The sequence below is a fragment of the Leptolyngbya sp. CCY15150 genome (assembly GCF_016888135.1).
GTDB lineage: Bacteria > Cyanobacteriota > Cyanobacteriia > RECH01 > RECH01 > RECH01.
Genome location: NZ_JACSWB010000170.1, coordinates 24528 through 45938 on the forward strand (window position 1 = coordinate 24528; position 21411 = coordinate 45938).

Consider the following 21411-nt stretch of genomic DNA (forward strand, 5'->3'; position numbering starts at 1 on the left):
AATTGCCTAGCGATTGGGGGGGGAAGATGTCAACACCCGTCTGCAGGTATCCGATAATAACCGTGATTCATTATCCTTCGGAAGGACTAGATCAATCTACTAGGACGCACCCTATGTCTTTTTTCCGCTACTTTTTGGCCTCAAGTATCGGGACTGTTCTGGTACTCAGTGCGGTCATGACGCCCGCAGCCCGTGCCGAGATGTCATCATCGTCAGAGTCCTCGTCTACGGAGCAGCCTGCTCTTGATGATGCATCCTCTGCTGGAGGAGCTGTTGGTGGTATCTATCGAGCGATCGCTTCTCCAGCCAACTCGGTCGATGCAGATTCAGTAGAGGATGAAGCCGCTCAGGACGTGGCTCAGGCTGATGATGCGTTACCTGATCTAGAGCCTCAAGACACAGACAATCTAGAGCCTCGTCCTGAGGAGTTGGACGACTTGATAGAGCCTAGTCCTGATCGTCCTGAAGCCTTGGATGCGGCTCCTGTTTTAGAGGAGGAAGAGGAAGAGGAAGCAGCCGATCCCGCCATGGGCGATCGCCCCTCCCTGCTGCCGTCTTCTGCTGATACTGTTGACGTGCCTGAATACCTCAATCCATCGTCTAACCGTCTTTTTTATCCCACGGTTTCCGATGAGGTCGAGATTGTTGAAACAACCCCCATCTCCCTTGAGCAAGCAATTGAACTAGCCCGCCGCAATAGCACCACGCTCCAAGATGCGTTCCTGAACCTAGAGGTGTCTGAGGCTGCTTTACGCCAAGCTCAAGCGGCTAATTTGCCAACCCTCGATGCTCAGGGCAGCCTTGTCCGGCAAGATGTTAGCGACCAAGCGCCGCCGCCACTGATTGGGGAAGAACCGAGTTCCGTCACCACCACCTTGGGAGCTGCCCTTGTCCTCAACTACGATATCTTTACCTCCGGGCAGCGATCGGCCTTGATTCGAGCGGCAGAATATCGCGTGCGGTTACAGGAACTGCAGGTGGAGGTCATTTCAGAGCAGCTTAAGTTAGACGTCACCAATGCCTACTACGATCTGCAAGAATCTGATGAGCAGGTGCGGATTGATCAAAGTGCCCTAGAACGGGCTGAACAAAGTTTACGGGATGCAGAAGCGCTGGAACGAGCTGGCGTAGGAACTCGCTTCTCGGTGCTCACGGCCCAGGTGGAGGTTGCCAATGCTCGCCAAGCCCTCTTTCGCTCCCTCAGTAATCAGCAAATTACCCGCCGGGAAATCACGCGGTTGTTAAACCTAGCCCAGGTGGTCAATGTGTCGGCAGCGGATGCGGTGGAGCCTGTGGCCGATTGGCCCCTGTCCCTAGAAGATACGATCACCTTGTCTTATCAAAATCGGGCAGAGTTGGAGCAACAGTTAATTCAGCGCGATATTAGCGATCGCCTCCGTCGAGCTGAATTAGCCGCCCTTGGCCCTCAGGTGTCTGCCTTTGCCCGCTATGATTTCCAAGACTTGCTTGATGAAAACAATAGCTCCAGCGATCGCGAGGTCTATCAAGTAGGTTTGCAGTTAAATATGCGTTTATTCGACGGTGGTGCCGCTCGTGCCGCAGCTCGTCAAGAAGAACGCAATATGGAACTTGCGGAGAATTCATTTACCGACACCCGCAACCAGATTCGCTTTCAGGTAGAACAGGCCTATTACAACCTATTAGCCAACCGAGAAAGCATTGAAACGGCAACTCTGGCTGTAACGACGGCGGAAGAAGCCTTGCGCTTGGCGCGGTTACGGTTCCAAGCTGGCATTGAAACCCAGACGGATGTGCTGCTGGCTCAGACAGATTTGACCCAAGCAGAAGTGAACCTCCTGCGGGCCATTTTGGACTACAACCGAGCTGTCGCTGCGCTCCGTCGATCGGTGAGCAACTTCCCAGATAATGATCTCTCCGATCGCCCTTAGGGTCGTTTGACCGAGAGGAGTCCGGTTAAGAGACAGATCTAGATCAGGGATCGGGGTCACCATCATCACTCACTCATGGTGACCCAGCGAGCCTTGAAGAACTAGCGCGTCTAACCGGATTGGATATCAACATAAACTCTAGACAGGTTGTGTCTTCTCTGATCCCAACGTTCACGCCATGCCGCATTAGAAAGGGCGATCGCCCTTCATCCTATGCCTTGTAACAAGGTTAGCTTCTGATGGTGGAGCTTTTGAAAATAAAGGTCAATCCATCAAGGCGATCGCGTTTAAAAATAGGTTGGAGTGCATGGCAAAGAAAGATTTCGTTAGGACGCCGTTCTAAATGCCTCTTGGACAGCATCTGCACCGAAGAGCAACCAAGGATTCTACCTTAGGGATATTCCCTACTTCGACTTCTCCGGTTGATTGCGTGGTGGAATAGCGCGACCTTGATAAAATCGCTTTTCTAACTGACCCAATCCAGCCCAACTAGCCGCAGCGATCGCTGCCCCACCAGCACCCAGCACCACCGGCCACAGCGTCCCGAGGGTCACGGCCAAAATAGGTACAACCGTCCAGCCAGCCGCCGCCACGATTCCAGCAATCCAACGCGATCGCTCAATGTTTTTCAGTGCCCCGCGACAGCTTGCGCAATGCTGCACATGGGAATGATAGCGATCGAGTAAATCTGCGTCTGACTGCGCAGGCGGCAGCATCGCCCCTGGAAATGATTCTGCCTGAAAATCCGTCACCCAGCGACGCAGCGCTAGAACAAACGAATCGGCCTTAGTAGGTAAGTAGAATGCCTTAGCTACCGTTTCACTGCCACCCGCCGCTGCAAAATAGCGTTCCTGATGATGCAAAAAGATTTGATCATCTTCTAACACAGCATTTTGACCAATATGGCTAAACCACTGAGGCGTTAGACGAATAAAGAAGCTGGGTAGCTTCGACGAAAATTTGAACGGGAAGCGGGCAAAGATCCGACATTCGCCCTTACGGATCGGTGTCGCATAGACGACTGTGAGAGTACGCCCAAACTGCTTCGAGGTTAGGTCATGCCACATCAACCCCGGTGCCACAAAGGTCGTATCCTGCCGTCCGAGGGTGCCCCGTCGCGGGCCCTCCGCCCAGGTGCCCCGAAACCCTTGCCGTCCAGATTCAACCAGCTCTAGCTCCACAGGACTCACATTTTTGCGATCGCCCACGGATTTGTGATGGGTGTAGGGAATATGGCTGGCATCCAGCACATTTTCCATCAGCGTGAGGGCATCGTAGGGTAAGTCCCGGAAGGTATTGAGACAAACCCAATCATCCGAGTCGTCATCCAGCACATCAATGGTGGGAATGGGAACGCGATCGCTATCGTCCGCCGTGCCGGGATAGACGAACAGCAGTCCCTGACGCACCGCCGTTGGATAAGCACGGGCGCAGGCCCGCTCAGACGTTTCCGCCGTGCCCCCTTCCGGCTGTTGGGGAATGCGATCGCAATGACCATCTCCCGCAAACGCCCAGCCATGGTACGGACATTCCAGCAAACCATCCTCAGCAATCCGCCCCTGGGACAACGGCGCGAGGCGATGGGGGCAGCGATCGGCAAAAACACGCCAGGTTGTCGCCGTCCGATCCCACCAAATCACCAAATCCTGCTCCATCAGGGTGAAGCGAGTCGGGCGCTCCTGGTCTAAGTCCTGCACATAGGCAACGGGGTACCAAACTTCTGTCCAATCAAAGCGAGATTCGTCAAGACCACCAGCCGGTAGCGGTACGACATCAGGCGTGGTGGACTGCAGGGAAGCAGATTGAGGCGTTACGGTTTGCATAGCTGGCGATCGATTCCGTTTGACTAGTGCTCCTATGGTAACAAAATCATTAAGAAATGTTTCGGAACTATTTGAAGGGCGATCGCTCCACCTAGTGATGGGCAGGCATTTCGACGTCGCGCAATGCTCCAAGCCTGATAAGACGAGGGTTGAGCGGTGACGTGAAAAAACGGGCTGGATAGTGAAATTCAACAGCGGCAAGCTACCGAGGGCGATCGCCGAGCGTCTGAGGACATGCATTGGTTAGATTTCAAGACGTTGATACAGGGCACAATAGCGATCGCCCCTTGACTCAAAAAGAGGCGATATACTTTACGTATGCCTGTACGTACAAAGAGAAGAACCATGCATAAGAAGTTAACCATCAGTATTGATGAACAGGTCTACGACGGCCTGTATGCAGTGGTTGGGAAGGGGGGAATTAGTCAGTTTATTGAGGATTTGTTACGCCCTTACGTTATCAAGGATGAGCTAGATGCTGCTTATAAGCTCATGGCTGAAGATCAAGAGCGCGAAACAGAGGCTTTAGCGTGGTCTGAGGCGCTGATTGGGGACAGTGAACCATGAACAGAGGTGAAGTGTGGTGGATTAATTTTGATCCGTCAGTCGGTGGCGAAATTAAGAAAGAGCGACCCGCAGTGATCGTCAGCAACAATGCGGCAAACCGAAATCTTAACCGAGTTCAGGTTGTGCCGATTACGAGCAATGTGTCTAGACTGTACCCAAGTGAAGCAATGGTAACCTTGCAAGGTCGTCAAGGGAAGGCAATGGCTGATCAACTGACAACTGTTTCTAAGCAAAGAATGAGGAAAAAGGCAGGGGAAATAACGTCTGAAGACATGACTGCTGTAGAATTAGCCATCCGAGTACAACTTGGGCTGAGCTAACGGTCGTGCTCACCGGACACAGGCAACCTTTATAGCTCACCAACCAGATGATAACGTTCCGGTGCAGCGCGGTTTTTAGCCAGTCCTATTGGAAATGCCTCAACGGAAAAGAAAAACATCATTGGAATTCACGTTATTAGGTAAATATAAAGGAGACTCTAACGCAACAGGCACAAATGTATCGACTTGGATATTAGATCCAAAAGAATCTAAGACAACTACTAACCGTTTCAGGGGAAATGAACTAGCGGAGAACCACTGCAAAATAGTCTGTGCTTTTGATGGTAATTCATTAGGAATCGGAATCCAAAGACGCTCATCTGAACTCCGTTTAAGCGCATCACACATTGAAAGCGCATCAACGAGTGCTCCGGCAGCAAGATCTGGTACTGCCACAATATCCTCAAGTTGTCGTGTGTTTAAATCTCCTTCAGTCGTCAAAAACACCAATAAACCTTGATGATCAGGCGCATACCTACTAATGCAATGATGAATAACATGACCAGCATGGTTGTGCTTTTTATCATTTGCAGCAATTTCATCTTGATCCGAAACCCATAAAATATCTTGTAAAGGCTCAGTTAAACAAGATACAAGTAATGAACCAAGAGATGCCACAAGCAAGAGGCGTTGAAAGGATTTTTTCTTCCATCCACGTTCTGCAACCACTAACTCAGGTAAAAAACCTGGTGTGCCAGGATCAGCAAAGAGATTATTAATTTTCTTGCTAACTAAGAAAACTATCAAATTGCCAGGGAAGTTGTTTGCAGCATCCAGAAATGAGGGCAAAGCGCGTAGGCGCATAGCATCATTTAGCGATTTGTATGCCATACGTCGATTGTCAGGAAGGAAGCGATCTCGAACAGCACTTCTCGATTCCATCCACTTCGCACTTCCACCGATCGCTCCAATCAAAAAGGCAAAAGCTTCATAGTTTGCAGCAGAATGTGATCCGGAAAAGTCACATGCTACCAAAATCTCTTTTCCATATCGAATGTCAGTAAAAATTGAAGGATCGACCCATTGTCGCTCTGCTATACGCTCACTGATTTGATAAGCCAGGGCAAACTTCGGATGATCTAGTTTGTGCCAAACATGCCTATGCTTCACAATTCATCCTAATTTCATAGTCGGGTATGAGCGAGTCTGGCTAACGTTCGCGCTCACCGGACACAGATACTCTTTGGAACTCACCGACAACTTGATATTGTTCCGGTGCAGCGGGATTGTTAGACTGCATATCAGCTAATTTATCAACTATTCTTCAGGCTGCTCAGGCAGTTGCTTAGGCTCTAATTTTTTCGTAACAGAAAAGTGTCTTTTGGCACTTTCTGATCCCATCTTTTCAAACACCTGAATAGCAGCTTCTCGTGCAACTGAATGTAATGCTTGTTCGCTCAGAGCATCTAGTCTAGACTCCAGGGCATGTATTTTTGATGAAAGCTCTACTTCTCTTCTAATTCTATCCTTTTCTGCCTCCTCTAACTTGTCATTTAGTCTTTCTATTAAACGCTTGAATTCGTCCAAGCTCTCTTTAGTGTACTGTCTCAGATCCTCAAACTTAACAGTATTTGTAACTAATTCACGATAGAGTTCGGCAACCTTACTAGCAAGCCCTTCAACAGTTTCTTTCATGCCTCCAAGCATAAGTCTTCCCCACTACTCTTAGCTCACTTTGAATGTCTTTGCCCAAAGCTTATATTCCTTAAGTTCAGTGGAATACTCCTCAATGTTATGTTTCAGTTTCACATTTTCATCGCTAAGAATTTGGACAAGGTTACTCATTCTCTCAAAAACATCGACATCAGATTCTGCTGCCTCTGTTATTCTCGAATTATAATTGTCTATAGGAGCCTCTTTGTAAGTATCAACGTTTCCTTCAACATCAAGCATGCAATTAATAACGTAGTCAAAGTAGATATTAGCTTCACTAGCATCTTCTTGAGAAAGAAAGGTATCTGCAACATCTTTAAGGGAGCGAATACCTTCCGCCATCGCTGAAAGAGAAGTGCCCAGTGATTCATAGGTTTCCTTAACTCCAATCAAGCAAATTTCTTCGATAACTCTAACATCACCACTAATGATTCCATAGGTGATGATGCGTAGGTAGTAGTCTAAATCTCGAAGGCAAGTAGCAGTTTTCTCTTCACCGTATGCGTTACCACCTGGGGAAGTGATATTTGGAAGCTTTTGAAAAAGAGTTTCTCCAGCCTTGCTAATTATGAATTCACGATTATCAGTCAGAATTTCAATAATACGAATTCGTTTTGATGCAGATGGGTAAAAGCTTGAAAGCTGAGCTAATTCTTCTTTTGTAGGATAGCGCTCTTGAGCTTCCGCCCTATTTATCAAATTAGCAGGCAAACTATTCATAGAAATCCCTTGAATACCTGTCTTGCTACTTACAACTAACGCGTAGGAGAATTCAATCTATCGTTACTTTAAGTTTAGCATCGACTTCATGACGAACGTTGACTGACAGTTTTGCGGCAATCTGACTCTAGCTACTAGAAATTAACTTCTTAAGTATGCCCTAACTGGTAATTTTGCTGCATAACAACTTATTAGATCGATCCAATCTGCCTATATGCCTCCTACTAGATGAATATGCAGATTATTTGCCGTCTAATCACCCTCTGAGGGTAGATAGGCTGCGAGTAATCTGCATAATAGCCCTCTCTAGGGTAGATAGGCAGCAAAGATCCGTATATCTTCCATTTCGCCATTTAAGTGCACATGTATTGCTAGCGTTGTATTTGATACTTGCATGTGGAGCTGTCATGGAGCATCCTCGTCCTAAGAAGCTGCTAGACTAACCTCAGTCTGCTTAACCCGAACTGAGGTTAGTTTAAGTGGATCTGGCAGCATAGTCGCTACAAAACAACGGCAGCACAACGAGCAGGATTGACTGACTATCGCTGGAGGTGGAAGGATATCCTCTCCTTCCCAACAATAATCTGATGCACTACCCCATAACTGTCGAACTCACGTTGGGCATCAGGATGACCAAGCACTGCATCAAAAAAGGCTAGCCAGACCATGCCTGACTAGCCCATAACTCATAGATGTTCGGGATGGTTACCAGAGGCGATCGCCCCTAGGCATACTTGGGCCCCAGACCCATCATGCTGGCATACACTGCACTTGCGCCCAGCTCATCCTCAATGCGCAGGAGGCGGTTGTACTTGGCAATCCGTTCACTGCGGCAGAGGGAGCCGGTTTTAATTTGCCCAGCTCGGGTAGCCACGGCCAGATCGGCAATCGTGGTGTCTTCCGTTTCGCCGGAACGATGGCTGATCACCGAGGTGTAGCCGTTCCGTCCAGCCAGAGCGATCGTATCCAGGGTTTCGGTGAGGGAGCCAATTTGATTGAGCTTAATCAAAATGGAGTTGCCCGCCTCTTCCTCAATGCCGCGCTGCAGCCGTTCAGGATTGGTGACAAACAGGTCATCGCCGACAAGCTGAACGCGATCGCCCAGTTCATCCGTCAACAGTTGCCAGTTACTCCAATCATCCTCATGCAGGCCATCTTCAATGGACACGATGGGATATTGGTTGCACAGATCGGCAAGATAGCTGACCGTCTCAGATGGAGAATGGCTGGAGCCATCATAGACATACTCACCATCTTTATAAAATTCAGAGGCGGCTACATCCAAGGCCAAGGCCACTTCGGTGCCGGGCTTATATCCCGATTGCTCAATCGCCAGCATCAACAGTTCCAACGCCGCTTGATTGGACTCTAGGTTGGGGGCAAATCCACCTTCATCCCCCACACCAGTCAGCAATCCTTTACCTTTCAAGACCTTGCTGAGGGCTTCAAACACTTCCGCCCCACAGCGCAGCGCTTCCCGAAAGGAGCTCGCGCCCACGGGCACAATCATAAACTCTTGAATATCGACATTATTGTCGGCATGGGCTCCGCCATTGATCACGTTCATCAAGGGCACTGGCAGCACATTGGCGATGGGGCCACCTAGGTAACGATAGAGCGGAAGCTGTAGGGCCTGGGCGGCGGCTTTGGCATTGGCCAAGGATACGGCCAAGATGGCATTCGCCCCTAGGTTGGACTTATTGGGCGAACCGTCTAGCGCTAGCATGGTGCGATCGATCAAGGTTTGGTTGAGAGCATCCAGACCCCGCAGTTCTGCCGCAATCTTTTCTTCAACATTGATCACCGCCTTAATCACCCCTTTCCCCGAATAGCGATTCGGGTCTGCATCACGCAGTTCATGGGCTTCAAAGCTGCCGGTGGATGCACCACTGGGCACCTGGGCTAGACCAACGGCCCCTCCTTTTAAATATACTTCGGCTTCAATAGTAGGGCGACCGCGAGAATCCAAAATTTCCCTAGCACGAATTCCTTTAATTTCTGTCTTACCAACTTCAAACATATGTCTTGTCGCCTCCGATCGCAAAGTTAGGATATCTCAGCGTTGCAGCATAAATACTAGCAGGTTCAGCAGAACTGATGAATTGGAACACACTACCTTTTCACGAGATCACAGAATGAATTCATCTGCCTAGGTTGGCTATGATCCTGTAAAACCCATAGCAGACCAGCGATTGAGTAGAAATCTCGCCTATCGTCAGCAATCTTAAGGTGATTGCCACGGAGATCAGAAGCCGCTTCGTTCATCCTGAGCTGCTCGAAGGACGCACTAGTGTGGTGTGACCAATAGTGTAACCAGTAGAATGCGGCCGGCATGGCTTCGCTAGGGCGATCAACGCATTCAGTCCTCATGAGCCGGTGCGTTATCGCCTAACAGCACCCTCCTAGGCAAGCTCGTAGGATCGGCAGGTATGCCAACCCCAAGGATGGGGATCCAGCTCGTTCGTCCGTCTGGGGTAGGCAAGATTTGAGTCTGTGTTTCACAATGGGGGAAAGCCGGATCCTAGGAGAGAAAAGCCATGCGGTTATTGCATACCATGCTGCGAGTTGGCAATTTAGATGAATCCCTACAGTTTTACTGCAACGTGTTGGGCATGACGCTGCTGCGCCGCAAGGACTATCCCGGCGGTGAATTTACCCTAGCGTTTGTCGGCTATGGAGACGAGGCCGACCATACGGTGCTGGAACTCACCTACAACTGGGGCAAGGAGCAGTATGACCTTGGGGATGCCTATGGGCACATTGCCATTGGCGTAGACGATATTTATGCCACCTGCAATGCCATTCGCGATCAGGGTGGTCAAATTGTGCGGGAGCCGGGGCCGATGAAGCATGGCTCGACGGTGATTGCCTTTGTTCAGGATCCTGATGGCTATAAGGTGGAGCTGATTCAACTGAGCAGCCGTGGGTCTAGCCAATCGGAGTCTTCAGAGCCGCAACTGGCAGGACGCTAGGGGCGATCGCTTTTGGGGCGGTGGGTCATTCAATCAGTAACGGTCACTTCGTCCCAGCGATCAAGGTTATATCAAGGTTATATCGACATAGGGCGCATCTACCGTTGAGTTTTAGGTTGAGCTAATGACGGGATAAGGAGACGTGACAAGCCGTGCTAAACCTTTATAAACCCCGCCGTCAGATTATTGCTGAGGCGGTCTCGGTTCTGTCGTCCTATGGTGTCAGTCAAGAGGTGCGCGATCGCTTAACGGTGATCTTCGATGAACAGGGCGATCGGGAGCTGTATCGCGCCAATCCGCGCCTGCTGGCGGCCCATCTCCAGCTCCATGAACGCACCGCTCTACAACTTTTGGTGATGGCGCTGCGGGAGGGGCTGGTCACCCTCAACTGGGAAGTGGAATGTCCGGCCTGTGGCGGTATTGATCCAGCCCATCATCATCTCCATGAGCTGCGATCGCTGCACACCTGCCCCGCTTGTAAAACCATCCATGAAACCAATGCCGATGATCAAGTGCGGGTGACGTTTACCTTGGATGAACGCCTGCGCAAACTCACGGCGGCAGCGGATGATCCAGACTTTCGCAACAAGATGGATCGACGCTATGGCACGGTGTCGGCCCATCACATGTTGACCTTGCCCACCTTTCGGCAACTGTTTCCCAAGGAAACCCTACCGCCCAACGAAAGTTTGCTAATTCGTCGGGTGGCTATCCTGTTTACCGACCTAGCCGGCTCCACCCAGCTCTATACCCGGCGGGGTGATACCCAGGCCTATGAGCTGGTGCATCGTCACTTTGACCTGCTGTTTCGCATCGTGGATGAGCAGCGGGGTGCCGTGGTCAAAACCATTGGCGATGCGGTGATGGCAGCGTTCACCGAACCTCATCAGGCTCTGCAGGCAGCGATCGCCATGCATACCCAGCTCAACCAGCTCAACCAAGACCTGGCCTTGCCCCCCGACGATTGGCTGCGGCTGAAAATTGGCATTGATGCAGGGCCCTGCGTCAGTGTCACCCTCAACGATCGCCTCGACTATTTTGGCACCACGGTCAACAGGGCCGCCCGCGTCCAAAACGCCAGCTATCCCGGCAGCATCACCATCACAGAGACCCTGCTTCAAGACATGGTGAGAGTTGACAGCTTCAGGGGCTGGCAACGGCAGCAGCGAGCCCTTCGGCTTAAGGGCATTGATCATCCGGTCACCGTATACGACCTCGCCCCTCCTCGGGGATCTCAGGACAGTAGGTCAGGAACCTCTACCCATCGCCAAGCCTAGTTTTCAACGGGCTGGACTTCGTCTTCCCCTTCATATTTGTGGGCATAGGTTTGCAGCAGGGAGCTGATTTGCCCCAGCACATCGTCTTTTTTCTCTTCTTTGCGAATGACCTGACGTTCCGGGAAGAATTCCGGCTGGTCAAGGTTGCGAGAAATGCCTTCGCTCACCTTCTGGGTGATAATGACTTGCAGCTCCGCCTTGGCGCGGGTGCGTTGATAGCTGGCACCTTCTTCCGTCGTGGCGTAGAGGGGCGGCAGCCGGTTGAGCGCGTAGGCTGCTATGTCGCCTAGGTCTAAGGTACAGTCACTGGTGGCTTCAATTTCTGCTACGCGAGCGATCGCCTCCGTGAGCACCAATTCTTCCATCACGTTAATAAACTGCTTGCGCGGCACCGCCACCACTTCCCCGGTGAGCAGCGCGCCCATTAAGCGATCGAGCGCCATGTACTCCTCGATCGAGAGTTCTGCCGCCGTATCACAAATGCGACCGACTTCTGCCTCCATAGCTGGGGTGAGGTAGCCATCTTGCAGGGCTTGATCGACAATTTTTTCAATGCTCATAATATCTCCAGGTTCCACAACAGTGCTATCGAACAGATTGCGAGCGATCGCACTCTTAGACGTCCGTGAACGGATACTAAACGGTCTAAGGTCTTTGCCTTAGTGTGCCCCAGAATTGGTGAATTCCATGGGCTGATTTTTGAAGTCATTGTAAAGCGAGTATCCGCGTCGCCTACTCCACTCCATCCCGCCATGGTACGGGATCCACAGCTTGGCCGTGGACATAAAGCCCCCAATGTAGATGGGGCCCCGTCGAGATGCCAGTGCTGCCTACAGCACCGATCACCTGCCCTGCTTCCACGCGATCGCCCTCCTGCACATCAATACGGCTGAGGTGCAGAAAAATGCTGGCGACGCCCTGCCCGTGGTCTAGCCCAACGGTGTTGCCGTGGATTTCAAATCCGTTGGCTTCGTAGTCCACTAGGGCCACGATCCCCGCTGCCGGAGCCACCACCGGCGTGCCTGTGCCAGCGGCGTAGTCTACACCCCGATGATAGTAGTCTTCGGCAAAGACGCCGTTATAGTAACGACGGATGCCGTAAATGGTCGTCACTGGCCCCGAGGTGGGGCGCAGAAATGAACCGCTCCACAGTTGCTGATCACTGACCAGCGCCTTAAATTCATCCACCCGATCAAATTCGTAGTCTGTCCCCAAATCATCGGAGCCAGAAATCCACAGGCTTTGGGTAGGAAAACTGCGATCGCTTACCCAGACGGCAAGGTTGCGCACCACGGTTTCACCGGTCACCTGCACCACCACCCGGCCGGGATCATCCAACGGAGTGGTGGGCAGCAAGGCCTGAAACTGGTTGTTGCCTAGGGGAAAGGTGGGAAAGGTGCGATCGCCCATGGTGACCACCGGCGGCGGTTCGTCGGCAGACTCCGCTTGCACCAGAATGGTGAGGGTGTCGCCCAGTTGGGGATTGGTGGGGCGAATCTCGACTTCTAGGGCAGTAGCGGTGCTCACGAAACTTGTCCCGACGGTGAGGCTGACGAGACTGGCCAGCAGCAGCCCTGTGCCTCGGGCAACCGTACCGATGGAGTCAGCAACAGAAGCGGAAGACGTCATAAAAGATGGCATGGCAACGTAAGGTAGGGAACAATCCGTCGAACGGGGACGGACATGGAAGGTACAGCAGGTGTCACTAGAATGACGAGGGCAGGCGATCGCCGCTCTGCAACGTTAGGTGAAGCGTAGTCAAACAAGGTTTCGGACAAGCGTGAGGCAAGGTTATGCAGCTACTATTCATTCGCCATGGGCAGGCGACCGGAAACCAGGCAGGACGGATGATGGGCCACGGTCAGGATGGATTGTCAGAGATGGGGCGGCGGCAGGTGCAGGCGTTGGGACGACGGTTGATGGCAGAGTCTTATCAGCCTACGGCTATCTACAGTAGCCCACTGGAACGGGCTAAACAAACAGCGATCGCCCTTGCTGGCATGGTTGATCCATCTCCCCAGCCCATTCGCTATCGGGATGCCCTTTGTGAGTTTCAAAACGGTATTTTTCAAGGGTTAACGTGGGTAGAAGCGCAGCAGCAGTATCCTGACCTATGCCGCAGCCTGGAGGCATCCCTGGCATGGCAGCCGATCCCCGGTGCCGAAACGCTTCAGTCCGGCCGCGATCGCGCCGCCCAATTTATGCAAGAAATCTTACACCATCATAGCGAGGGCGATCGCCTCTGCATCGTCACCCACCATTGGATCTTGCAGCAGTTGATCTCGGTATTGCTGGGCAGCGATCGCACCTGGGGGTTTGCGGCAGACTATACGGCGCGGTTTGAGTTTCATGTGGCCACTGAGTTTTGGTCTTGTCGGGATCAAAATCGTTGGAATAGCGACCTGTGGAGGATCGTACGGTTTGGCGATCGCCAGCATTTAGCCGACCTTGATCCCCGTTAGTACAGCCAGGTGACTACCATATCCCCTGGGGAAAACAGCACCATCCAAATCGGCAGGGTCAACAATAGCCCCACACTGCCCACAGCTAGACAGGTGACCGTTAACTGGCGATCGAGATCATAGGCTTCCGCAATCACCAAGGTGGCAAAGGCCGGAGGCATAGCCAACTGCAGCACCACGGCAAAATGGGGCAGTCCTGTGAGACCGAGCGATCGCAGGGCAAGTCCAAATATCAGCGGAATCATCAGCATTTTGATAAACAGGGTGACCACGGCCTGATTGAGATTCAGCCGCAGATCGAGCTGGCTCAGCCGCATTCCCAGCAGCAGCAGCGCTAGCACCAGCATCAGCCAAGCACCGCCCAGCAATCCCTGCTCTACCCAAGGATGGAACTGCACTGAACGGCAGAGCATTCCTAGGGAAAAGGCCCACAGCGCCGGATTGCGCACAAAGGCCTGGGCCATCGTCCATCGTCCCTGCTGGGCCAAGCCAAACCGCGCCCCTAGCAAGACGCCAATGCAGTAGGCTCCCAGAGTACTGCCCAGGGTGTCGTAGAAAATGGCCCAGCCGAAGTACTGCGGGCCCACCAGGGCTAGGGCGACAGGATAGCCAAGATACCCCGTATTGCCCACCATGGCGGCGAGCAGAAAACTGCCCTTGGCGGGATCATTCTGGGGCACAAAGCTGCGATCGCTCCCCCGCCGCGTTTGCACCACAATCCACAGCCAGGCCAGCCCCGCCCCACAGGCCAGGGCCACCCAAGCCACCACCGGCGCAATCCACACCGATCCCGATAGATCGGCCTGGCGCAGGAAGCCAAAAACACTCAAGGGTACCCCAAACCAAAACAGCCCCTTACCGAGCGCATGGGGAATGGCCTTAGGGAGCGATCGCCCCAGCACCATACCAAAGCCAACCCAGGCCACCAATGGAACGTATAGCTTCGCTAAATTTGTAAACAACTCAGACATAGGATTCAAAACCGTGGGGATCAAGGTGAGTCTTGGAGCTTCCGTTTACAATTGAGAAGCGAGCTGCCCTATAGCCGAGGCTAGGGTGAATTATCCCAGCAGACAGTCATGTCGGGCACATTGCAAAATTGTAGATGCCCGCCTATTCTTGTCTGGAGTCAGGGCAGTGGGCAGTGTTTGTATACCACGCAAGGATGAGGGCGGTGGACAAGGTGAGTCCTTCAGAACAACCATCAAAACAGCCGAGGCTTGTCATTCACGATGACATTCCCGTTGCTCAACGGGATGAAAACCCTCGGCCCAACTCTAGCAGGCGGTTCTCATCCCCTGGTGGGCTGTTTAATAAAGAATTTTGGATCCTGGGCGGAGCGGCCATGGCGATCGCCATCCTGGCTGGGGGCTTTGTTGCTTGGGGCACCGCGCCGGTTGAACCACCGGCCGCCGCTGTGCCCGCCGTGGTTACCCCGGAGATTTCCCTAGAGATCCCAGAGGAGCCAACCGAGCTGCTGCCGGTGCCAGATGACGGCGTCCCCGACGATACACTGCTCGGACATATTCCCTACGAGGAAGCCCCAACCGATAGCCTTGCGCCCATTGTGGCGGATGGCAGTATCTTGATGCGGCAGGCGGCGGCGGCGCAGTTTATGGCCATGGCCGATGCCGCTGCCGCCGAGGGCATTCTGCTGGAGCCTACCTCTGGTTTTCGTTCCATTGAGGATCAAGAGTATCTGTTCTTCGAGGTGAAGGCAGAACGGGGGCAGATTGCCACCACCCGTGCTGAGGTCAGTGCGCCGCCAGGCTATAGCGAACACCACACGGGCTATGCCGTCGATATTTTGGATGGCTCGCGATCGGACATTGGCCTGGTAGAAGCCTTTGAAACCACCGACGCTTTTCGCTGGCTACAGGAGAATGCCGCCTTCTACAGCTTTGAGCTTTCCTTTCCCCGCGATAATCCCCAGGGCATTAGCTACGAACCTTGGCACTGGCGCTTCGTGGGCGATCGCAATAGCCTAGAAACCTTCTACCGCGCCACTAGTCTCACGACCTCAGAAGCCAGCCCAGAAGCTAGTCCAGAGGCCAGCCCAGAAGCCAGTTCACCACCCCCTGCCACCCCCTAATCGCTAGTCTAGGCACTCGCGTTCCCAGGATGAAAAATCTGTGTCAGGATGCAAAGGTGACTGCTTGGATCTGGTTGACTAATGAACCTTGAAGACCCTCACCCCAAACCCCTCTCCCAGGGCGGTAGAGGGGCTTTGAGCGCACCTACACCTCGCTTCTTTCTCCCCTTGTGGAAGTGAGAGATGCGGGAAAAGATATGTCAGCTAATCAGCAGTTTGGACAAGGCTTAGGAGGACAAAGCGTGAGTAACACCACATTAAACATCGTCGCGATCGCCATCTTTTCCATCGTCATGGCTAGCCTGCTGGGGCCCTTGATCCAGCTTTCCCCGGCTGTGCCAGCGATCGCTGCTGCTGCCATGTTGTGCCTGTTCACCGCTGATATCTTTGCCTGGGGTGGGCGCATGGGCAATCTAATTGTGGATGGCTTTGCCCAGTTCTCCGCTGAACATCGCGATCGCATTGTGCATCACGAAGCGGGACATTTCCTGGTCGCCCATGTCCTCGGCATCTCGGTCACCGGCTACACGTTGAATGCCTGGGATTCCTTCCGCCAAGGACAGCCCGGTCGCGGTGGCGTGCGCTTTGACGACCAACCCCTGCAGGCGGCGCTGCAAACCAATCAACTACCCGTACAGTTCCTCGATCGCTACTGTACCGTTTGGATGGCGGGGGCAGCGGCAGAGCGGTTGATCTACGGCGATGTTCAAGGGGGAGCCGATGATCAAGATAACTTCCGCATCCTCTGGGCCCAACTGCGCCGTCCCACGAACGAAGGCGACATCAAGCTCCGCTGGTCGGCTCTGCGAGCCCGTACGCTGCTGGAAACCCACCGCCCTGCCTACGATGCCCTTGTTGCCGCCATGGGCCAAGGCGCTAGTGTAGAGGACTGCCGCCAGATCCTTGACGCAGCCATTGATGAAACCGAGGCGATCGCTGCCTAGTACCGTAAGGCAGAAGAACGAAGATAGAAGAACGAAGATAGAAGAACGAAAAGGAATTTCGGGAAAAACAAGCTTTCCTGCCTTAGTCAATAGGCGGGTTACGTCCGCCTCACAGTACTCGTTGATGCCGTTGGGTGACGCTGACGCTGATTCAACCTACGAGAGAAGGGGATTGCAGGAGTTTTGTCCGTCCATCAGCCCAGTCTGACTCGCCTAGCTAAGTGCTCACCCATAGTCCCGCGCCGCTTGCCCGACGCGATCGCCCCAACCCCTCACGCCTATCCCCCATCGCCTTATACTTAACAGGGAAGACCCAGCGCAACGACCGGACAGGATCTCGAAGCGATCGAAGCGATCGCCCCGGATGACCATACTCTCCCCGTTGCCGGGCATTTATTGTTCATGAACCAGAGAGCCGCTACGCCGCCATGCTGAGAGCCGGAATCGTGGGCCTGCCTAACGTAGGCAAATCCACCCTATTTAACGCTGTTGTTGCCAATGCCAAGGCGCAAGCTGCCAACTTTCCCTTTTGCACCATCGAACCCAATGTAGGCGTGGTGGCGGTGCCCGATGAGCGCCTGAATGCCCTCGCCCAAATTTCTAGTTCGGCGGACATTGTGCCCACCCGTATGGAATTTGTGGACATTGCCGGGTTGGTCAAGGGCGCTAGCCAAGGCGAAGGCCTCGGCAATCAGTTTCTCTCCAACATCCGCGAAGTCGATGCCATTGTGCATGTGGTGCGCTGCTTCGAAAACGACGACATCATCCACGTTTCCGGTTCCATCGATCCCCTGCGCGACATTGAGGTGATCAACCTAGAGCTGGCTCTGGCCGATCTATCCCAGCTTGAGAAGCGGGCCGATCGCGTTCGTAAGCAGGCCCGATCGAGTAAAGAAGCCCAAGCCGAACTCGCTGTCTTGGAAAGCATTCTAGCGGTTCTCAATGAAGGCAAGCCCGCCCGCCTCGTCGATCTCACCGAGGAAGAAGAGGTGTGGATTAATCCTTTGGGACTGCTGACCCGCAAGCCGATTATCTACGCCGCCAACGTATCTGAGGATGATCTGGCGACCGGGAATGCATGGGTGGAGCAAGTGAGAGCGATCGCTGCCCAGGAAAACGCCCAGGTTGTGGTGATTTCCGCCCAAGTCGAGTCGGAGTTGGTGGACATTCCCCCTGAGGATCAGGCTGATTTCCTAGAAGCACTGGGGGTGAAGGAAGGCGGGCTCAAGTCCCTGATTCGCGCCACCTATACGCTGCTGGGGCTACGCACCTACTTCACCACCGGCCCCAAGGAAACCCGCGCCTGGACGATCTTGGCGGGCATGTTAGCACCCCAAGCAGCCGGCGTGATTCACTCCGACTTTGAGCGCGGCTTTATTCGCGCTGAGACCATCGCCTACGATGACTTGGTGACCCACGGCTCCATGTCCGCAGCCAAGGAGAAGGGACTGGTGCGCAGTGAGGGCAAAGAGTATGTGGTCAAAGAAGGAGACGTGCTGCTCTTCCGGTTCAACGTCTAGCCGCTGGAGCTAGTTCGCTGTGGTAGTCTATGGAATGGCTGCGGTCTATTGATTTTTACCTATGTCGGATACGCTTGCGTCCACCTACGCCATCGACTTTGGCACCAGCAATACCGTCATAGCCCGCTGGAATCCTGCCACCCAGCAGGCAGAAACGGTGAAGCTGCCTGCCCTTTCCCAGGTTTTGTCCAACAATCCACCGGTGATTCCCAGCTTGGTCTACGTGGAAGACGCCCGTTCGCCGCAGATTCTGCTGGGGCAAACGGTGCGCGATCGCGGCTTAGACATCGCTCAAGACACCCGCTTTTTCCGCAACTTTAAGCGGGGTATTGGTGCAGGAACCGGCTTTTTGCCCGAGCTAGACGGCTGTCCAGTTACCCTAGAGCAGGTGGGGCAATGGTATCTGCATCACCTAATCCGCCAACTGCAAACCCAGGATCCTAGCCTGCGATCGCTGACGGTGACTGTGCCCGTGGATAGTTTTGAATCCTACCGTCATTGGCTAGGGCAGGTGTGCCAAACGGTTGACCTAGAACAGGTGCGGCTGCTGGATGAACCGACGGCAGCCGCTTTGGGCTATGGGTTGGGCGATCGCTCCACGATGTTGGTGATCGACGCGGGCGGCGGCACCTTGGATCTGGCCGTGGTGAAACTGGAAACACCCCAAACGGGCGATCGCAAACCCCTGGGCTTTTTGCTGAAATGGGGCAGTAAAAATCTAGCGGAGACCTCCAGTCAACGCCCCCAACTGGCGCGGGTTCTGGCGAAATCAGGTCAAAATCTGGGCGGTGCTGACATTGATGACTGGCTAGCCGCCCACTTTGCCGAAACCCAAGGGCTACCCATCTCTTCCCTGACCCTACGCCTAGTGGAACGGTTAAAAATCCAGCTTTCTAGCCAAGAGCAGGCCAGCGAGGTCTATTTCAACGATGAAACCCTCGAAAGCTACGAACTAAACCTCGATCGCGATCGCTTTCGGCAGATTCTAGAGCAGCATCACTTCTTTGAACGCTTGGACGACGCCCTCAACCAAGTATTGCGCCAGGCCCGCCGCCAGGGATTGGAACCCGGCGATATTGACGCGGTGCTGCTCGTCGGCGGCACGGCCCGCATCCCCGCCCTGCGCGACTGGGTCATCGACCAGTTTTCTGCCGAGAAGGTTCAGAGCGATCGCCCCTTTGAAGCGATCGCCCACGGTGCCCTGCAGCTTAGCCAAGGGCTAGAGGTTAAGGATTTTCTGTACCACAGCTACGGCATCCGCTACTGGGATCGGCGCGCCAATGCCCATGGCTGGCATCCGCTGATTTCCCAAGGGCAACCCTATCCCATGCCGGTGCCGGTGGAACTGCTGCTGGGAGCCTCCCAAGACAACCAGCCCAGCATTGAACTGGTGATTGGCGAACTGGGCAATGAAACCAGCCGCACCGAGGTCTTTTTCGATGGCGATCGCTTGGTCACCCGCCAAACCTCCGGCAACCAGCCCATGGTGCAGGCCCTGAACGATACGGAGCAGGCCCGGCGCTTAGCTAACCTCGATCCGCCTGGCTATCCTGGCAGCGATCGCATTCGCCTGCTGTTCCAAGTGGATGGCGATCGCCAACTGCGGGTCACGGTGGAGGATTTGTTGACGAACAAAATTCTGATCAACAACCGCGCCGTTGTACAACTCAGCTAGGGGGACAAACTCATCCACCCAAATGGAAACCCGTCGTTGATAATAGGAAGAACAATGTCTTGGCTTGAGGGATTTGTTTGGTGAAACCCTGGTTGAAATGGACCGCAGTATCAGCTTTCGTCGCCTTAGTTGTCGCGGGCGGAGTGCTCATCTATCGGCGAGGCGAAGCTCCTCCCGAAACCTCCGATGCACCGCAACAGGAAATTGACGATCGCTTTATTCTCAACAACGTCACCCTAGACCAAGCTGATGAGAACGGGGAAACGGTGTGGAGTATAAGGGCCACCCGCGCCATCTACAGCCCCGATCAACAAACCGCCGAGGTAGAAAACCCTGAAGGCGAGCTCTTCCAAGATGGGGAAGCTATTTATCGAGTCGGGGGCGATCGCGGCGTGGTGCAGCGCGATGGCCGGCGGATTACCCTGCGCGGCGATATCACGGCGACGGATCTACGCACCGGCGCTGAACTGAGCGGCGGTGAACTGGTGTGGGTGCCCGCAGACGAAACCATGACCATCCGCAATGGGCTCACCGGCACCCATCCTGACCTAACTGTTGCAGCCGAGCAGGGTCAGCTTTTTAGCCGCGATCAACGGGTTGATCTAACCGGAAATGTGATCATTGAGGGACGCGATCCTCAGGTGAAACTCACCGGCGAGAGCCTAGAGTGGCAGATGGAAGAACAGATCGTGTCCAGCAATCGCCCCGTTGAAATCCAGCGTTTACAGGGGCAAGGCGAACGAACTCGCGTCACCGATCAGGCCTCTAGCAATCGAGCAGAATACCGCCTAGCCGAGCAACGGCTGTCCATGAATGGCGATGTGCGCATGGCGATGCGGGAACCGGTGATGAATCTAGCCACCGAGTCCCTGATTTGGGAGATTGAGAATCAGCAGGTGACGATGAATCAACCGCTGAATGCCAATTTACGCAACGGTCAGGTGCTGCTCCAGGGCGATCGCGGCAACATGGATCTAGCCCAAGAAGTCTTTGACCTACGCGGCAGTGCTCAAGCCACCACCCGCCGCAATCAGTCTCGTCTACGGGGCGATCGCATCGTTTGGGATAATGCTACCCAAGAAGTGGAAGCGATCGGCAATGTACTGTACACCCAAGCCGATCCGGAGATGAGCAGCCGTGCGCCTCGTCTGGTCGGCACCTTGGAAGACCAAATCTTTGTCATGAGCGGCGGACGAGTGGTGACGGAGTTTATTCCGGGCGAGCAATAGATGCTCAAGATAAGACCAATGAGTCTTATTGAGAGATCTGCAAAGATCAGTGACTATCTCAATCCATTCCTCACCTGGCAACATGGCACACAGTTGCACTCTCAGAATCTGAGGTTATAATGAGGGTCAATAGAAAAACCTTGATGAAACCTAGTAGACCTGCTCTACTAGGTTTTTAACTGCCCATGACTCATTGACCCTAGCACCTATCGCAGGGATGAACGATGGGTGAGATGGAGATAAAATA

19 protein-coding genes and 2 pseudogenes are annotated in these 21411 nt (G+C 53.6%); 12 read left to right on the forward strand and 9 right to left on the reverse strand.

The window, feature by feature from the left end; translation table 11 throughout:
- Positions 1-113 precede the first annotated feature (113 nt).
- A complete protein-coding gene (locus JUJ53_RS10365) occupies positions 114-1910 on the forward strand; it encodes a TolC family protein (protein ID WP_204151940.1) in 1797 nt (598 codons plus the stop codon).
- 404 nt (positions 1911-2314) lie between these two features.
- Here JUJ53_RS10365 and JUJ53_RS10370 read toward each other — a convergent pair whose 3' ends face one another.
- Positions 2315-3973 carry a Rieske 2Fe-2S domain-containing protein gene (locus JUJ53_RS10370; RefSeq protein ID WP_239124958.1) on the reverse strand — a complete coding sequence of 553 codons (1659 nt, stop codon included), beginning with the start codon at positions 3971-3973 and terminating at the stop codon, positions 2315-2317.
- 105 nt (positions 3974-4078) lie between these two features.
- Between JUJ53_RS10370 and JUJ53_RS10375 the strand changes: the two genes are divergently transcribed.
- Both JUJ53_RS10375 and JUJ53_RS10380 read left to right on the forward strand, forming a co-directional pair.
- Positions 4079-4300, forward strand: coding sequence for an addiction module antitoxin (locus tag JUJ53_RS10375; RefSeq protein ID WP_204151941.1), 222 nt, complete (start codon positions 4079-4081; stop codon positions 4298-4300).
- Entirely contained in the window at positions 4297-4620 is a 324-nt protein-coding gene (locus tag JUJ53_RS10380) for a type II toxin-antitoxin system PemK/MazF family toxin (protein WP_204151942.1), read from the forward strand. The genes JUJ53_RS10375 and JUJ53_RS10380 overlap by 4 nt, the downstream gene beginning before the upstream one ends.
- A gap of 99 nt (positions 4621-4719) precedes the next feature.
- On the opposite strand, the gene JUJ53_RS10385 is transcribed toward JUJ53_RS10380, so the two are convergent.
- The 3 genes and pseudogenes from JUJ53_RS10385 to JUJ53_RS10395 form a co-directional block, all read right to left on the reverse strand.
- Entirely contained in the window at positions 4720-5730 is a 1011-nt protein-coding gene (locus JUJ53_RS10385; RefSeq protein ID WP_204151943.1) for a hypothetical protein, read from the reverse strand.
- A 147-nt stretch (positions 5731-5877) separates the two neighbouring features.
- Entirely contained in the window at positions 5878-6255 is a 378-nt protein-coding gene (locus JUJ53_RS10390) for a hypothetical protein (RefSeq protein WP_204151944.1), read from the reverse strand.
- 264 nt (positions 6256-6519) lie between these two features.
- Positions 6520-6993: pseudogene (locus JUJ53_RS10395) on the reverse strand (allophycocyanin); the annotation flags it as partial.
- Between the two features lie 474 nt (positions 6994-7467).
- Between JUJ53_RS10395 and JUJ53_RS24640 the strand changes: the two are divergent.
- Positions 7468-7581, forward strand: a pseudogene (locus JUJ53_RS24640) (IS1 family transposase); the annotation flags it as partial.
- Between the two features lie 136 nt (positions 7582-7717).
- Here JUJ53_RS24640 and eno read toward each other — a convergent pair.
- Positions 7718-9013 carry a phosphopyruvate hydratase gene (gene eno / locus JUJ53_RS10400; protein WP_204151946.1) on the reverse strand — a complete coding sequence of 432 codons (1296 nt, stop codon included), beginning with the start codon at positions 9011-9013 and terminating at the stop codon, positions 7718-7720.
- A 517-nt stretch (positions 9014-9530) separates the two neighbouring features.
- Between eno and gloA the strand changes: the two genes are divergently transcribed.
- A complete protein-coding gene (gloA, locus tag JUJ53_RS10405; protein WP_204151947.1) occupies positions 9531-9965 on the forward strand; it encodes a lactoylglutathione lyase in 435 nt (144 codons plus the stop codon).
- A gap of 152 nt (positions 9966-10117) precedes the next feature.
- Positions 10118-11242, forward strand: coding sequence for an adenylate/guanylate cyclase domain-containing protein (locus tag JUJ53_RS10410; RefSeq protein WP_204151948.1), 1125 nt, complete (start codon positions 10118-10120; stop codon positions 11240-11242).
- Here the strand turns inward: JUJ53_RS10410 and JUJ53_RS10415 are convergent.
- Together JUJ53_RS10415 and JUJ53_RS10420 are read right to left on the reverse strand one after the other, a co-directional pair.
- Positions 11239-11802 (reverse strand): late competence development ComFB family protein, encoded by a 564-nt coding sequence (locus JUJ53_RS10415; RefSeq protein ID WP_204151949.1) that lies wholly within the window; start codon positions 11800-11802, stop codon positions 11239-11241. The two genes, JUJ53_RS10410 and JUJ53_RS10415, sit on opposite strands and share 4 nt — an antisense overlap.
- 172 nt (positions 11803-11974) lie before the next feature.
- Positions 11975-12883: a M23 family metallopeptidase gene (locus tag JUJ53_RS10420; protein WP_239124959.1), complete on the reverse strand. Its 909-nt coding sequence runs from the start codon at positions 12881-12883 to the stop codon at positions 11975-11977.
- 152 nt (positions 12884-13035) lie between these two features.
- Between JUJ53_RS10420 and JUJ53_RS10425 the strand changes: the two genes are divergently transcribed.
- Complete coding sequence (locus tag JUJ53_RS10425) at positions 13036-13704, forward strand: histidine phosphatase family protein (RefSeq protein WP_204151950.1); 669 nt, start codon at positions 13036-13038, stop codon at positions 13702-13704.
- Here the strand turns inward: JUJ53_RS10425 and JUJ53_RS10430 are convergent.
- Positions 13701-14675 (reverse strand): AEC family transporter, encoded by a 975-nt coding sequence (locus tag JUJ53_RS10430; protein WP_204151951.1) that lies wholly within the window; start codon positions 14673-14675, stop codon positions 13701-13703. The two genes, JUJ53_RS10425 and JUJ53_RS10430, sit on opposite strands and share 4 nt — an antisense overlap.
- A gap of 203 nt (positions 14676-14878) precedes the next feature.
- Here JUJ53_RS10430 and JUJ53_RS10435 point away from each other — a divergent pair, with 203 nt between their 5' ends.
- Positions 14879-15796, forward strand: coding sequence for a M15 family metallopeptidase (locus JUJ53_RS10435; RefSeq protein WP_343327927.1), 918 nt, complete (start codon positions 14879-14881; stop codon positions 15794-15796).
- A gap of 242 nt (positions 15797-16038) precedes the next feature.
- Positions 16039-16740: an ATP-dependent Zn protease gene (locus tag JUJ53_RS10440; RefSeq protein ID WP_204151952.1), complete on the forward strand. Its 702-nt coding sequence runs from the start codon at positions 16039-16041 to the stop codon at positions 16738-16740.
- Positions 16741-16965: 225 nt separating this feature from the next.
- Here JUJ53_RS10440 and JUJ53_RS10445 read toward each other — a convergent pair whose 3' ends face one another.
- Complete coding sequence (locus tag JUJ53_RS10445; RefSeq protein WP_204151953.1) at positions 16966-17133, reverse strand: hypothetical protein; 168 nt, start codon at positions 17131-17133, stop codon at positions 16966-16968.
- Between the two features lie 35 nt (positions 17134-17168).
- Between JUJ53_RS10445 and ychF the strand changes: the two genes are divergently transcribed.
- The 3 genes from ychF to lptC all read left to right on the forward strand — a co-directional run bounded on the left by ychF (position 17169) and on the right by lptC (position 21164).
- A complete protein-coding gene (gene ychF / locus JUJ53_RS10450) occupies positions 17169-18260 on the forward strand; it encodes a redox-regulated ATPase YchF (protein WP_204151954.1) in 1092 nt (363 codons plus the stop codon).
- A 61-nt stretch (positions 18261-18321) separates the two neighbouring features.
- Positions 18322-19935, forward strand: coding sequence for an Hsp70 family protein (locus tag JUJ53_RS10455; RefSeq protein ID WP_204151955.1), 1614 nt, complete (start codon positions 18322-18324; stop codon positions 19933-19935).
- Between the two features lie 92 nt (positions 19936-20027).
- Positions 20028-21164 carry an LPS export ABC transporter periplasmic protein LptC gene (gene lptC / locus JUJ53_RS10460; RefSeq protein ID WP_204151956.1) on the forward strand — a complete coding sequence of 379 codons (1137 nt, stop codon included), beginning with the start codon at positions 20028-20030 and terminating at the stop codon, positions 21162-21164.
- Positions 21165-21411 lie beyond the last annotated feature (247 nt).